Origin of the sequence: Massilia sp. CFBP9012 (assembly GCF_034045115.1) — a bacterium.
Lineage (GTDB): Bacteria > Pseudomonadota > Gammaproteobacteria > Burkholderiales > Burkholderiaceae_D > Telluria.
This window is the reverse complement of sequence record NZ_JAXCWM010000004.1, coordinates 16,802-30,662: the sequence shown is the minus strand read 5'-3', so window position 1 is coordinate 30,662 and position 13,861 is coordinate 16,802. Positions and strand designations below refer to the sequence as shown.

14 protein-coding genes are annotated in these 13,861 nt (G+C 67.2%); 9 read left to right on the top strand and 5 right to left on the bottom strand.

Features of this window, described 5'->3' with window-relative positions; genetic code table 11:
- The first annotated feature begins 154 nt into the window (after positions 1-154).
- Positions 155-913: an RNA polymerase sigma factor gene (locus SOM61_RS07275; protein WP_320473456.1), complete on the top strand. Its 759-nt coding sequence runs from the start codon at positions 155-157 to the stop codon at positions 911-913.
- On the opposite strand, the gene SOM61_RS07270 is transcribed toward SOM61_RS07275, so the two are convergent.
- From SOM61_RS07270 to SOM61_RS07260, 3 genes are all read right to left on the bottom strand, one after another.
- Positions 870-1,841, bottom strand: a complete 972-nt coding sequence (locus tag SOM61_RS07270; protein WP_320473455.1) for a LysR family transcriptional regulator — start codon at positions 1,839-1,841, stop codon at positions 870-872. The genes SOM61_RS07275 and SOM61_RS07270 overlap by 44 nt on opposite strands.
- Before the next feature lie 85 nt (positions 1,842-1,926).
- Positions 1,927-2,718: an SDR family oxidoreductase gene (locus tag SOM61_RS07265; protein ID WP_320473454.1), complete on the bottom strand. Its 792-nt coding sequence runs from the start codon at positions 2,716-2,718 to the stop codon at positions 1,927-1,929.
- On the bottom strand, positions 2,715-3,050 hold the full coding sequence (locus tag SOM61_RS07260) for a nuclear transport factor 2 family protein (RefSeq protein WP_320473453.1): 336 nt from the start codon (positions 3,048-3,050) through the stop codon (positions 2,715-2,717). The genes SOM61_RS07265 and SOM61_RS07260 overlap by 4 nt, the downstream gene beginning before the upstream one ends.
- Positions 3,051-3,169: 119 nt before the next feature.
- Between SOM61_RS07260 and SOM61_RS07255 the strand changes: the two genes are divergently transcribed.
- Positions 3,170-4,093 (top strand): LysR family transcriptional regulator, encoded by a 924-nt coding sequence (locus SOM61_RS07255; protein WP_320473452.1) that lies wholly within the window; start codon positions 3,170-3,172, stop codon positions 4,091-4,093.
- Between the two features lie 10 nt (positions 4,094-4,103).
- On the opposite strand, the gene SOM61_RS07250 is transcribed toward SOM61_RS07255, so the two are convergent.
- Both SOM61_RS07250 and SOM61_RS07245 read right to left on the bottom strand, forming a co-directional pair.
- A complete protein-coding gene (locus SOM61_RS07250; protein WP_320473451.1) occupies positions 4,104-4,886 on the bottom strand; it encodes an alpha/beta fold hydrolase in 783 nt (260 codons plus the stop codon).
- A gap of 196 nt (positions 4,887-5,082) precedes the next feature.
- Positions 5,083-6,180, bottom strand: a complete 1,098-nt coding sequence (locus tag SOM61_RS07245; RefSeq protein ID WP_320473450.1) for an NAD(P)/FAD-dependent oxidoreductase — start codon at positions 6,178-6,180, stop codon at positions 5,083-5,085.
- A gap of 335 nt (positions 6,181-6,515) precedes the next feature.
- Between SOM61_RS07245 and SOM61_RS07240 the strand changes: the two genes are divergently transcribed.
- From SOM61_RS07240 to SOM61_RS07210, 7 genes are read left to right on the top strand one after another with little or no spacing between them, the layout of a single operon-like run.
- The gene (locus SOM61_RS07240) at positions 6,516-7,193 is read left to right on the top strand and encodes a WbqC family protein (RefSeq protein WP_320473449.1); all 678 of its coding nucleotides are present in this window, start codon (positions 6,516-6,518) and stop codon (positions 7,191-7,193) included.
- A gap of 1 nt (position 7,194) precedes the next feature.
- Positions 7,195-8,157 carry a glycoside hydrolase family protein gene (locus SOM61_RS07235; RefSeq protein ID WP_320473448.1) on the top strand — a complete coding sequence of 321 codons (963 nt, stop codon included), beginning with the start codon at positions 7,195-7,197 and terminating at the stop codon, positions 8,155-8,157.
- A gap of 4 nt (positions 8,158-8,161) precedes the next feature.
- Positions 8,162-9,118, top strand: coding sequence for a glycoside hydrolase family protein (locus tag SOM61_RS07230; RefSeq protein WP_320473447.1), 957 nt, complete (start codon positions 8,162-8,164; stop codon positions 9,116-9,118).
- Entirely contained in the window at positions 9,115-9,552 is a 438-nt protein-coding gene (locus SOM61_RS07225) for a GNAT family N-acetyltransferase (RefSeq protein WP_320473446.1), read from the top strand. Before SOM61_RS07230 ends, SOM61_RS07225 begins: the two co-directional genes overlap by 4 nt.
- Positions 9,549-10,301 carry a class I SAM-dependent methyltransferase gene (locus SOM61_RS07220; protein ID WP_320473445.1) on the top strand — a complete coding sequence of 251 codons (753 nt, stop codon included), beginning with the start codon at positions 9,549-9,551 and terminating at the stop codon, positions 10,299-10,301. Before SOM61_RS07225 ends, SOM61_RS07220 begins: the two co-directional genes overlap by 4 nt.
- Positions 10,302-10,310: 9 nt before the next feature.
- A complete protein-coding gene (locus SOM61_RS07215) occupies positions 10,311-12,512 on the top strand; it encodes a tetratricopeptide repeat protein (protein ID WP_320473444.1) in 2,202 nt (733 codons plus the stop codon).
- Complete coding sequence (locus SOM61_RS07210; protein ID WP_320473443.1) at positions 12,509-13,696, top strand: DegT/DnrJ/EryC1/StrS family aminotransferase; 1,188 nt, start codon at positions 12,509-12,511, stop codon at positions 13,694-13,696. The genes SOM61_RS07215 and SOM61_RS07210 overlap by 4 nt, the downstream gene beginning before the upstream one ends.
- Positions 13,697-13,861 lie beyond the last annotated feature (165 nt).

The following is a 13,861-nucleotide window of genomic DNA, read 5'->3' as shown; positions in this document are numbered from 1 at the left end:
CCCTCCATGTTCGTGCACCATGCAATTTGTATTGACGAATTGTAACGACACTTGTGCTTTTATTAGCCTATCCCTATCGAATAACTAAACACGATAGCTTGGCATAAGGAGATACGATTGGCCGTGACTTTTGGTTTCCTGCACGATCCTGTCCATGAACCTTGCACACGATCGACACAGTCACCTGGCGGGCCTGATCACCGCCGCGGCAACCGGAGACCACACGGCCTTCGGCGAATTGCACGCCCTGACCCATGACTACCTGTATCACACGGCCCTGCGCCTGTTACGGCTGCCAAGCCTGGCGGAAGACGTGCTGCAGGACGCCTACCTCAGCATCTGGCTGCATGCGAAATCCTTCCGTCCCGGCCAGGCCAGCCCGATGACCTGGCTGATCGCGATCGTCAGGAACCGTGCCTTCAGCATCCTGCGCAGCAACCGCAACGGCATCGCCTCGCTGATGTCGGAAGAAGATCCGGCGCTGCTGGCCGAAGTGGAGCAAAGGGATGGTCTCGACCTCGATCCCGGGGCCCAGGTCTTCGACGCGGTGGCGCGCATGCGCCTGGAACAGGCGATGGCGCGGCTCGAGCCGGCCCAGCGCCAGAGCATCGCACTGGCCTTCGGGCAGGAATTGACGCATGCCGAGATCGCATGCCATCTTGGGGTGCCGCTGGGAACGGCGAAAAGCTGGTTGCGGCGCGGCCTGGAACGGCTGCGCGTATGTATGGAGGAAACCGGGGACGTCCAGCCGAACGTACAGACGGCGACGCGCCGGCGCGCGATGGTCGATCTGCGCTCGGACCTGCGTCCGGCGCCGCGCCGGCGTGGCGTCAAGGCGCCGCCGGTCAAGGGGCGGCCTGGAGTGAAGCTCAGGCGCCCCGCTGGTCCCACGCTCGCGGGCTACCTTCCATGACTTCCTGCATCTGGGTGCGCAGCCACAGCAAGCCCGGATCGCCGTCGCTGCTCGGATGCCATGCCATGCACAGCGTATAGGTCAGGAAGGGAAACGCCAGGTCGACCACGTCGACGCAGGAATCGTTATAGGGTGCGATGAAGGCCGGCACGGTGCACACCAGGTCGCTCTGGCCGACGATCGCCGCGACGGCGCTGAAATCGCGCACCGCCATCATCGTATGGCGCGAATGGCCCAGCCGGTACAGCTGTTCGTCCATGAAGCCGTGCAGATTGCTGTCGCGCGCCACGTTCACGTGATCCAGCTTGCAGTATTCGCCCAGGGGCACCGGGATCTTGCCGCGCGGATGGCCCTTGCGCTGCACCATCACGTAGGGCGTCGTCATCAGCTCGCGGCTCAGGAGGCCCGAGGGCAGCAGGCAGGCCGTGCTGAAGCACAGGTCCACATCGCCTTTTTCGAGCTTGCTCGCCAGGTCGCTCTCGGCCGGCGCGGCCAAGGTCAGGCGCAAGCCCTTGTTGCCGACCGCCTGCATGCGTTGCGCCAGGCCCGGCAGGATCACGGCGGCGCCCGTGTTGTTGGCAACGATATTGAAGGTGCGCGCCGCGGTCTCGGGGTCGAATTCGTCGGTATCGAAACGCACCGCCGCGTTCAGTCCCGCCAGCGCGGGCTGCAGCCGGCGGTGCAGCTTGAGCGCGAACGGCGACGGCGCCAGGCCGCGCCCGCTCTCGGCCGGCACCAGCAGCGGATCGTTGAACAGCTGACGCAGGCGCGACAGCTGCGCCGACAGCGCCGGCTGGCTCACGTGCAGGCGCGCCGCGGCGCGGGTGACGTTGCACTCCTCGAGCAGCACGTTCAGGGACAGCAGCAGGGGCAGGTCGGCGCCGCGCAAGGACGGCGCGACGCGCGAAAGGAATAGTGGCTTGTTCATGGCGTTGATCTTTCTGGAAGTCCGCAGGAGGCCCTCGCGCCTCCTGCAAACGTTTTCATTAGGTTGACGTCATAGGGTCACGACGTCATACGGTGGGAATGGTGCCGCCGTCGATGACGAATTCGGCGCCGTGGACCGAGGCCGCCAGCGGCGACAATAAAAAGGCGACCAGTTCGGCGACTTCCTCGGGTTTGCCGGGGCGTCCGATCGGGATGCCGCCGAGCGACTCCATCACCCGTTGGCGGGCGGCCTCGACACCGCCGCCGCCGTGCTCCGCCAGGCGCTCGAGGAAGGCCTGGGTAGCCTTGGTTTCGATGAAGCCGGGTGCGACGGCGTTGACGCGGATGCCGCGCGGCCCGAATTCATTGGCCAGCGACTTGCTGTAGCTGGCCAGGGCGGCCTTCGCCGCGGCGTAGGCGACCGTCGATTCATACAGGGGCAGGCGGCGCTGGATCGAGGTGATGTGCACGATGGCGCCCGCGCCCCGCTCCACCATCGCCGGCAGGAAGGCGCGGTCGACCCGCACCGCGCTCATCAGGTTGAGCTGGAGCGCTTCGTCCCACATCGCATCGGTCAGGGCCAGCGCGCCTCCGCCTGGCGCCGACGATCCGCCGACGTTATTGACCAGCAAGTCGAGGTGGCCGAACTCGCCCTGGACGGTGTCCACCAGGCGGCGCACGCCGTCGACGCTGGCCAGGTCGGCTTCCACGTAGCGCACCGATGCCACCGGATCCTCCGGCAGCTTGCGCGCCGGAGCAATCACCGTCGCGCCGCGCGCGGCCAGCACACGCACGATGGCTTCGCCCATGCCCTTGGTGCCGCCGGTGACCAGCGCCCGTTTGCCTTCGAAGGCATAGTTGTTCATGGCGTTATTCATGGCTTGACCTCCAGCGAAGCGATGCTGTTGGACTGCAGGGCGAAGTGGAAGGCGAGCGTGATCGGGCTGCCAGGGAAGTTGCCGCTCACTTCGGCGCGCAGGGCGTAGCCCTCGTCCTTGCCGTCGATACGGTCGAGGCCGAGCGGGACCATGGTGGCGCCGTACCGGCGCGCCGAGTCCTCGGCCCAGGCGGCGATGTCCGCGCGGCCGCGGCGCAGGTGGCCTTCGTCGTGCACGGTGGCGTCAGGCAGGAAAGCGGCGGCCACGCGCTGGGCATCCTGCGCGTTGGAGGCCTCGACATAGGCCGAAATGGCGGAAGGCAAATTGATCATTCTGGGTTCTCCTTGAAAGTAGGTACTTCCAGTGTAGAGTCCACCACTATGGTGAAAAAGATCCAAAAAAGATATGCTCAATAAACCTAAAGTTCGTAATCAATTGTCCAAATACTCCCGTGAGTTCTCTTGAACTGATCCGCCTCTTCCTTGCCGTCGCCGAGCACCGCAGCTTCACGCTGGCCGCAAGGCGCCTGAACGTCAGCCCCACGGCGGTCAGCAAGGGCGTGCGTGCGCTGGAAGCCAGGCACGGGGTGCCGCTGTTTACCCGCACCACCCGCAGCGTGTCGCTCACCGACGCCGGCGCCGGCCTGCTCGCCGTCCTGAAACCGGCGGTGACCCAGATCGAGGACGCCTTCTCGGAACTGGAACAATTCCAGCGCCGCCCCGCCGGCCGCATCCGCATGACCGCCCCGCGCGCCCTCGGACGCCTGGTGGCGGGGGTGCTGGTGCCGCGCATGCGCGCCAGCCATCCCGACATCAGCTTCGACCTGTCGCTCGATGACGGCCTGGTCGACCTGGTAGCCGCCGGCTTCGACGCCGGCATCCGCCTCGGCCAGGCGATCGCCCAGGACATGGTGGCCATCCGCCTCAGCCGCCCGCTGTCCTGGTCGATCGTCGCGGCGCCCGCCTACTTCGAGCGGCATGGCGTGCCCTTTCACCCGCGCGAACTGCTGCAGCACCGCACCATCCGCTACCGCTTCACGACCTCCGGCGTCTTGCCGCCGTGGAACTTTCGCGACCACGAGGGTGATGCCGACTACCAGCTCGACCTTGATGCCGCCCTGTGCGCCAACGACACCGGCATGATCGCCGAGCTGGCGCGCCAGGGTCTGGGCATCGCCCGCCTGCCCGACATCGAGATCGCCGATGACCTGCGCCATGGCCGCCTGGTGCGGGTGCTCGCTCCCTACGTGCCGGCGACGTCCGGCCTCTACCTCTACTTCCCGATGCGCAGCCAGCACCAGTCCAAGATGCGGGCCCTGGTCGACGAGGCGTCGCGGGTGGCCGGCGAAGGCCTGCTCGACGTCTCGTTCGACTAGCGGCCTGCGCTTAGTTGGCGCCGGTGGCGGCCACCGCATCCAGGATCACCTTGGCGACATCGGCTGGACGCGACTGCTGCGGCACGTGGCTGGCCGGCAGCTCGGTGACCTTGGCGCCGATTTTTTTCGCCATCGCGCGCTGCAGGCCGGGATCGATCATGCGGTCGCGGGCGCTGACGATGAACCATGACGGCTTGCCGCTCCAGGCCGCATTGGCGACCTTGTCGCTGAAGGCCTTGGCCTGGATCGGGCCCTGGGTCGCGGTCATCACGGCGGCCTGCGCGGCCGGCACGTCCTGGGCGAAGTCTTCGCGCATCGCGGCTTCAGGCAGGCTCAGGAAACCTTCTTTGTCGGCCACGAAACGCTTGCTGCCGGGGGCGGCCGGGTAGCCTTCGCCCGTTTCGGCGGTCGATTTGCCGGCGTCCGGCGCGAATGCCGCCACGTACACCAGGCTGCCCACCTTGTCGTGCTGGCCGGCCTCGGTGATCACGGTGCCGCCCCAGGAGTGCCCGACCAGCACGACCTTGCCTGGCTGGGTCTCGATCGCGCGCTTGGCGGCGGCGACGTCGTCGGCCAGCGAGGTCAGCGGGTTCTGGACCGCGGTGACCTTCACGCCCTTGGCTTGCAGCAACGGGATGACCTTGGCCCAGTCCGAGCCGTCGGCGAAGGCGCCGTGCACGATCACGACGGAGGGCTTGGCGCTCGCCTTGGCGTCGGCGGCGTGGACGTTGGCGCCGATGGCGGCCAGGGAGGCGGCGATGGCCAGGGTGCGCAGGTGGCGTTTGACGGTCATGATGTTCTCCTAAAGGTGTTGTTGGGTAAGTGAATCCAGTATAGGGAAGGCCAACTCGCCACGGTATCGGTCGATTGACCGAGGCGACCGATGTTCCAGGAGGCCATCTGCGCCGCCCACTGCGCCCCCATTTCGGCTCGTCAATTTTCAACATACGGCGCCACGACCGAACTGGATGCACCAACAAACACTTTTTTCAGTCAAACACCGGCGTCTCCACGCCCAGCAATTTGTGGATCTTGGGCGACGTCGTCGTATACAACATATGCACTTTCTTGTCGGGGAAGACGTAGGCCGCGGCGCCGAAGGCCGCCAGCGCCGCCTCGTGGAAGCCCGACAGGATCAGTTTTTTCTTGCCGGGATAGGTATTGATGTCGCCGACGGCGAAGATGCCCGGCTCGCTGGTCTCGAAGCTCGCGACGTCGCGCACCCGCAACTGGCGCATCTCCATGTCCAGGCCCCAGTCGACGATCGGCCCCAGCATCGGCAGCAGGCCGAAGAACACCATCAGGACGTCGACCGGCACGCGCCGGGTCACGCCGTCGGCGCCCGCCACCTTCACTTCGGACAGCCGGCCGCCCTGGACGTCGAACCCCGTGAGCTGCCCCGGGATGAACTGCATCGCGTGCGCTTCGCACAACGCCTTCATCTTCGCGATCGAGGCCGGCGCGGCGCGAAAACTGTCGCTGCGGTGCACCAGTACGACCGATTCGGCCTTGCCCACGAAGTCGAGCGCCCAGTCCAGCGCCGAGTCCCCGCCGCCGCAGATCACCAGTTGCCGGCCGTGGAAGCGCTCCGGGTGCTTGACCCGGTAGAACAGCTGGCTGCCCTCGAAGCGGTCGATGCCGGCCACCTTCAGCTTGCGTGGCTGGAAGGCGCCGACGCCGGCCGCGATGATGACGGTCTTTGCGATGAAGCGCGTGCCGAGCGAGGTCTCGAGGTCGAAGCGGCGGTCGGCGCGCCGCTGCACCAGCGTGACTTCCTGGCCCAGGTGGAAGACCGGTTGGAACGGCGCGATCTGGCGCAGCAGATTGTCGGTCAGTTCGCGCCCGGTGAGCACCGGGGCGGCCGGGATATCGTAGATGGGCTTGTCCGGATACAGCTCCATGCATTGCCCGCCCACCGCACCGAGCGAATCGATCACGTGGGCCTTGATGTCGAGCAGCCCCAGCTCGAAGACCTGGAACAGGCCCACCGGGCCGGCGCCGACGATGACGGCGTCGGCCTCGATGGCGCCATGTTCGGCCTGGAATTCGGGCCGGGCGAGGCGCGGGATGTCGTGGGGTGTGTTCATGTGGATGTCCTTGATGGAAGAGCCGGCGAGCGGCGACAGGCCATTTATAATTCCTCAAGCTCACTTGAGGTCAAGTGTCGCGTCTGACCATGGACCGGCGTGCAGCACGCATCCGGACGCACTGATTTGCCACAATGTTATTTTGCCAACGGGAAATATTTTGCTCTGGAGGTATATGGCGGCGAGCATCCAGACGTTACAATCTGTAGGTGGCTACCCATGATTTCCCTATGACAGAACAGCAGGCCCCGCCGTCTTCCGGCGTATCCGGAAGCGCGGAAGGACCGCTGCCGGGCGCCGCCCGGACAGCCCTGGCGCATCCTGTTGTGGCAATCATGCAACCTTACTTCCTGCCCTATATCGGTTACTTCCAGCTGATCGCCGCCGCCGATGAGTTCGTCGTTTACGACAATATCAAGTACACCAAGAAGGGCTGGATCAATCGCAACCGCATGCTGAGTAATGGCACGGACGTCATGTTCTCGTTGCCATTGAAGAATGCCCCCGACCACCTGGACGTGGTCGCACGCGAACTGGCCCCCGGCCCCCACCGCTGGCTGGCCCAGCTCAAGGGCGCCTACCGGCATGCGCCGCACTATGCCGCGACCGTGCCGTTGCTGGAGGCGATCGCCGCCTGCCCCGAGACGAACCTGTTCCGCTTCCTGCACCACGCCCTCCTGCAATGCTGCGCCCACCTGGCGATCGACACGCCGATCCGCGTCTCGTCCGGGGTGGCCATCGACCACGGACTGGCGGCCCAGGACAAGGTACTGGCGCTGTGCCAAGCACTGGGCGCGCGCAGCTACCTCAATCCGATCGGCGGCACCGAACTGTATGCGCACGCCGAGTTTGCCGCGCGCGGCATCGACCTGCACTTCTTGCGCGCGCGGCCGCTGGCCTACCCGCAATCCGGCGCGCCCTTCGTTGCCTGGCTGTCGATCGTGGATGTCCTGATGTTCAACCCGCTGGAAACTGTGCGCGCCTGGGTGCGCGGCCACCATGAGCTGCTCTGATATGTTTATCTGGAAGAAACTGGGGAAGGTCTTCACCCCGCAGGAAGTGCCCGGCCGCGACTGGCTGCGCGAGTTCGCCCAGGCCCCGGCGACCCTGGTGTTCGACGACTACGTGCGGGTGTACTTCTCGTGCCGCCCCGGTCCCGACGCCAACGGCCAGTACGTCAGTTATTCGGCCTGGGTCGATCTCGACCGGCGCGACCTCACGCGTGTGCTGCGCGTGGCCGAGCAGCCGATCCTGCCCCTGGGCGGCCTGGGGGAGTTCGACGAATTCGGCACCTATCCGGTGTCGGTGGTGCGCGACGGCGACCTGGTGCGCGCCTACTACGCCGGCTGGACCCGCTGCGAATCCGTTCCCTTCAACGTCGCCATCGGCATGGCCACCAGCAGCGACGGCGGCGCCACCTTCAGCAAGGCCGGTCGCGGTCCGGTGCTGTCCTATACCCGGCATGAACCGTTCGTGCTCAGCGGCCCCAAGATCCGCCGCTTCGACGGCGGCTGGCAGCTGTTCTACATCGCCGGACGCAAGTGGAAGCTGGTCGACGGCCGCGCCGAACCCGTCTACAAGATTCGCATGGCCACGTCGGGCGACGGCCTGCACTGGCTGCCCGCCAACCGCGACCTGATCGAGAGCCGGGTCGAGCCGGACGAAGCCCAGGCCAGCCCGGACGTGATCCACGCGAACGGCAAATACCATATGTTCTTCTGCTACCGCTACAGCAGCAATTACCGGGGCAAGGAATTCGGCTACCGCATCGGCTATGCATCCAGCCTTGACCTCGTCACCTGGACGCGCGACGATGCGAAGGCTGGCCTGGACGTCTCGGCCAGCGGCTGGGACGACGAGATGGTGAGCTATCCCCACGTGTTCGAGCTCGATGGCCGCACCTATATGGCCTACCTCGGCAACGGCGTGGGCCGCTTCGGCTTCGGCCTGGCCGTCCTCGACGGCGAACTGGAGTGATGCGATGAAGTGGCACAAAATCGGCAAGATCTTCGACCCGTCGCAGCATGCGCTGCCGAACGGCTGCGAGTCGTTCGCCCAGTCGCCGCAGGCGCTGGTGTGCGACGACCACGTGCGCATCTATTTTTCGACCCGCGCGCGCGACGCCAGCGGCAAGTTCCTGAGCCATGTCGCGTATGTCGACATGGACCGCGGGCTCGAGCGCATCCTGCGCGTGGCCGACCATACGGTGCTGCCGCTGGGCGAACTGGGCGCCTTCGACGAACACGGCATCTTCCCCATCAATCCGGTGCGCCATGGCGACCGCGTGCTGGCCTATACCACCGGCTGGAACCGCCGCGTGTCGGTCTCGGTCGACACCGCGATCGGCCTGGCGGTCAGCACCGATGGCGGGCGCACCTTCGCGCGCGAGGGCGCCGGACCGGTGCTGGCCCAGTCGCTGCACGAGCCATGCCTGGTGGGCGACGGCTTCGTGCAAGTGATCGAAGGCGTGTTCCACATGTGGTACATCTTCGGCACCGGCTGGAAGCGTTACTCTCCCGACGCCGCGCCCGACCGCACCTACAAGATCGGCCACGCGACCTCGGGCGACGGCGTGCACTGGACCAAGGAAGAAGCGCGCCAGATCGTGGCCAACCGCCTGGGTCCGGACGAGAGCCAGGCCCTGCCCACGGTGACCGAGATCGACGGCCGCCATCATATGTTCTTCTGCTACCGGCAATCGTCCGACTTCCGCACCAACTCCGGACGCGGCTACCGCATCGGCCATGCCTGGAGCGACGACCTGCACAACTGGACCCGCGACGACGACCAGATCCCGCTCGCCGCCGAACCGGGCGCCTGGGACGGCGACATGCAGTGCTACCCGCATGTGTTCAAGGTCGACGACCGCATCTGCCTGCTCTATAACGGCAACGAGTTCGGACGCCATGGCTTCGGCCTGGCGCTGCTGGAACGATGAGCGCCAGCGCCGAACAGGTCGCGCAGCTGCTGCGCGCGTGCGACGCCGGCTTCGTGCCGCCGCTGTCGGCGCGCGTGGACATCGACGCCTACGCCGCCAAGCTGGCCGCGCAGGCGACCCTGGTCGAGGCCTGGGACGGCGACGTCCTGGCCGGGCTGGTCGCGATCTATTGCAACAACCACGATACCGGCATCGCCTACGTCTCCAACGTCAGCGTCGCCCCCGCCCACACGCGGCGCGGCATCGCCGGCCGCCTGCTGCGCGAGGCGCTGGCGCGCGCCCGGGCGGCCGGCATGCGTGGCGCAGCGCTGGCCGTCCACGGCGCCAACGCCGCGGCGCTGGCGCTGTACCGCCAACATGGCTTCACGCCGGCCGGCGAATCCGGCCCCGACCTGCACATGGAACTGGCATTCACTTCGGAGCATCCACAATGAACGACTCCCGCGACTACAACGCCGAGGCCAAGGACGCCCTCGGCCACCGCTACGCCTACGGCTTCGATTTCGACGTCATGCACCCTTATTTCATCCGCAGCTTCGTGCCGTTCTTCCGGCCCGGCAGCCTGCTGGAACTGGGCTGCTTCCAGGGCGCGCTGACGCGCCGCCTGCTCGAGCACTTCGACGACGTCACCTGCGTCGAGGCCTCGAGCGAGGCGCTGCGCGAAGCGCGCGCCGTGGTCGGCGATCGCGCCGAGCTGGTGCACGCCCGCTTCGAGGACGTGACGCTGCCGCGCCGCTACGACAATATCGTCCTGACCCATGTGCTGGAACACCTGGACGATCCGGTCGGCCTGCTGCGCCGGGTCAACGACGAATGGCTGGCGCCGGGCGGACGGCTGTTCCTGGTCTGCCCCAACGCCAACGCGCCGTCGCGCCAGATCGCGGTCAAGATGGGCCTGATCACGCACAACGCCGCCGTCACGCCGGCCGAGGCCGAGCACGGCCACCGCATCACCTACAGCCTCGACACACTCGAACGCGATGCGAGCGCCGCCGGCCTGGCGGTGCGCCACCGCTCCGGCATCTTCTTCAAGGCCCTGGCCAACTTCCAGTGGGACCGCCTGCTGCAGACCGACATCATCTCTCCGGCCTACCTGGACGGCTGCTACGCCCTCGGCCAGCAATACCCGGACCTGTGCTCCAGCATCTTCCTGCTGTGCGAAGCCGGCCCGGCACAACGATAGAGCCTTTTCATGAACAATCCCACCTTCTCCAGTCCGGCCCAGGAAATCGAGCAACGCCGGCGCGCCGTGCGCGCCAGCCCGCGCAACGCCCAGGCCCAGGCCCTGCTCGGCATGGCGCTGCAAAAGCACGGGCACTATGCCGAAGCGGTGCCGGTCCAGAAACGCGCGCTGGCGCTCGATCCCAAGCTGTTCGCCCTGCACGGCGTGATGGCGGCGGCGCAGTTCGAGCTGGGCGACTTCCAGGGGGCGGCCGACAGCTACCGGCGCGCCCTGGCCAAACAGCCGAACGACGCCGCGTTGCAACGCGGCCTGAGCGAGGCGCTGCGCATGTCCGGCCAGCTCGTCAGCGCGGTCGACAGCGCCCAGCGCGCGGTCGACTTGGCGCCGCAGGACGTCGAGTCCCTGCTGGCGCTGGCCCAGGCGCGCCACGTGGCGTCCGACTTCGCGGCCGCCGCCGACGGCTTCCGCCAGGTCACCGAGCTGGCGCCCGATCATCTCGGCGCCTGGATCGACCGCGGCCAGGCCGAGCACCGCGCGCGCCGCTTCGACGATGCCCTGCGCAGCTTCGCACGCGCGCTCGAACTCGATCCCGACAACGTCCAGGCGCTGTCGCGCCAGGGCCTGTGCCTGCGCGACCTCCGGCGCAACGAGGCGGCCGAGGCCAGCCTGCGCCGAGCGCTCGAGCTGGAGCCCGGCAACGCCGCGCACTGGTGCGAAGTCGGCGTCACCCTGCAGCAGATGAGCCGGGCCTCGGACGCGCGTCCCTTCTTCGAGCGCAGCCTCGAACTCGATCCCGACCGCATCGCCACCCTGTTCTCGCTGACCCACCATTACTTCGAGGCCGGGCGCTGGGAAGATGCGCTGCGCCTGGTGCGCCGCACGATGACGCTGTCGCCGTCGGCCACCGCCCACAGCACCCTGCTGTTCATTCTCAGCCACGCCACCCTCGACGGCGAGGAGCTTCAGCGCGAGCACTTCGCCTTCGGCGAGATGTGGGAAACCCCGCTGCGCGCCGGCTGGAAGCCGCACCCCAACGAGCGCAACCCCGCGCGCAAGGTGCGGGTCGGCTTCGTCTCGGCCGACTTGCGCCACCACGCCGTCACCCGCTTCGTCGAGCCGATCTTCGGCATGCTGCGCCACAGCGACCAGCTCGAGTTCTACGTCTACAGCAACAGCAAGGAAGAAGACGCCGTGACCGAGCGCCTGCGCACCTATATGCCGAACTGGCGCTCGATCGCGGGCGAGAGCGACGAGCGCGCCGAAGCGATGATTCGCGCCGACGCGATCGACATCCTGGTCGACCTGTCCGGCCACTCGGCGTCCAACCGCCTGTCGCTGTTCGCGTGCAAGCCGGCGCCGATCCAGTGCAGCTGGATCGGCTACGCCGGCACCACCGGCCTGCAGGCCATGGATTACTACATCAGCGACCAGTTCCACCTGCCCGAGGGACGCTACGACGACCAGTTCACCGAGCAGATCGTGCGCCTGCCGCTGAGCGCGCCGTTCCTGCCGCCGAACGCGGCGCCGGACGTCAATCCGCTGCCGGCGCTGGCCAACGGCTACATCACCTTCGGCAGCTTCCACCGCGCCAGCAAGATCAGCCGGCCGACGGTAGCGCTGTGGGCCAGCCTGCTGCGCGGCGTGCCGGACTCGAAGCTGCTGCTGGGCGGCCAGTCCGGCGGCAGCGAGACGGGCCTCCTGGCCTGGTTCGCCGAAGAAGGCATCGCGCCCGAGCGCATCCTCGTGCGTCCGCGCGTGCCGACCTATGAATACATGGCCCAGCACCATGAGGTCGACGTCTGCCTGAGCCCCTTCCCGTATTCCGGATCGACCACCATCTGCTACGCGCTGTGGATGGGGATCCCGACCCTCGTCACCGTCGGCCCGACCAATCCGAGCCACTCGGCGGTGTGCTACCTGGCCCACCTGGGCCTGTCGTCCTTCCTGGCCAACGACGACACCAGCTTCGTCGCACTGGGGAACTTCTTGCGGGATAACAGCGGCACCCTGTCGGCGCTGCGCGGCAGCATGCGCGAACGCTTCACCAACTCGGTGGTCGGCTATCCCGGCGTGGCCGCGGCCGGCATCGAGTCCGCGCTGCGCCGCATGTGGCTGCGCTGGTGCGACGGCGAGGCGCCAAGCCCCTTGCGGGTGCGCCTGTCCGACCTGGGCGGCGGCGAGCAAAACGCGACCGAAGAGGCCAGCGCATGAAGCCGATCCGCACCAGCGCCGACCTGGCGATCAACGGCGCCGCGCCGGCCTTCGACGAGCTGCTGCACGTCGGGCGCCCGAACATCGGCGACAAACAGGCCTTTCTGGCCTATGTGGACCAGATCTTCGAGCGCCGCTGGCTCAGTAACGACGGCCCGCTGCTCCAGGAATTCGAGGCGCGCGTGGCCGCCCACCTCGGGGTGCGCCACTGCGTGGCCATGTGCAACGGCACCATCGCGCTCGAGATCGCGATCCGCGCCACCGGCATGGAGGGCGAAGTCATCGTGCCCTCCTACACCTTCGTGGCCACCGCCCATGCGCTGCAATGGCAGGGCATCACGCCGGTGTTCGCCGACATCGACCCGGCCACCCACACGCTGGACCCGGAAGCGGTGCGCAGCATGATCACGCCGCGCACCACCGGCATCATCGGCGTGCACCTGTGGGGCCGCGCCGCCCCGGTCGAGGCGCTGCAGGCGCTGGCCGACGAATATGACCTGCGGCTGCTGTACGACTCGGCCCACGCCTTCTCGTGCAGCCATGGCGGCCGCATGATCGGCAACTTCGGCGATTGCGAGGTGCTCAGCTTCCACGCCACCAAGTTCTTCAACAGCTTCGAGGGCGGCGCGGTCGTCACCAACGACGACGAACTGGCCAATCGCATGCGCCTGATGCGCAACTTCGGTTTCTCGGGCCTGGACCAGGTCAGCCATCCGGGCACCAACGGCAAGATGATCGAGATCGCCGCCGCCATGGGCCTGGTCAACCTGGACGCGATCGACCGCGTGATCGACGCCAACCGCGCCAACCACGACGCTTACCGCGCGGCGCTGGCCGGCATCCCGGGCGTGAAGCTGATCGACTACGACCCGGACGAGCGCAACAACTACCAGTACGTGATCGCCGAAGTGGCCCCCGAGTGCGCGGCCACGCGCGATGCGATCGTCGACGCCCTGCGCGCCGAGCACATCATGGCGCGGCGCTATTTCTGGCCCGGCTGCCATCGCATGGAGCCCTACCGCTCGCTGTTCCCGCACGCCGGCCTGGTGCTGCCGGCCACCGAGCGGGTCGCGGCCAGCGTCATGGTGCTGCCGACCGGCGAAACGATGGACGCCGAACGCATCGCGACCGTGGCCCAGGTGATCCGGACCGTGGTCGGCAGCGCCGCCGGACACCATGCTTGACGAGCTAACTGCTTGATTCGAAAGAAAACTGGGGGCGCTGCGGCGCCCCTTGTCATGGGCAACGACGGAAATCGACAAAGAAAATAAAAAAATTTCCGTACGGCACTTAATGCCGCCGACGGCACGGTCGCCTTGTACTGATGAGATCGAGTAAAACGCTCGATT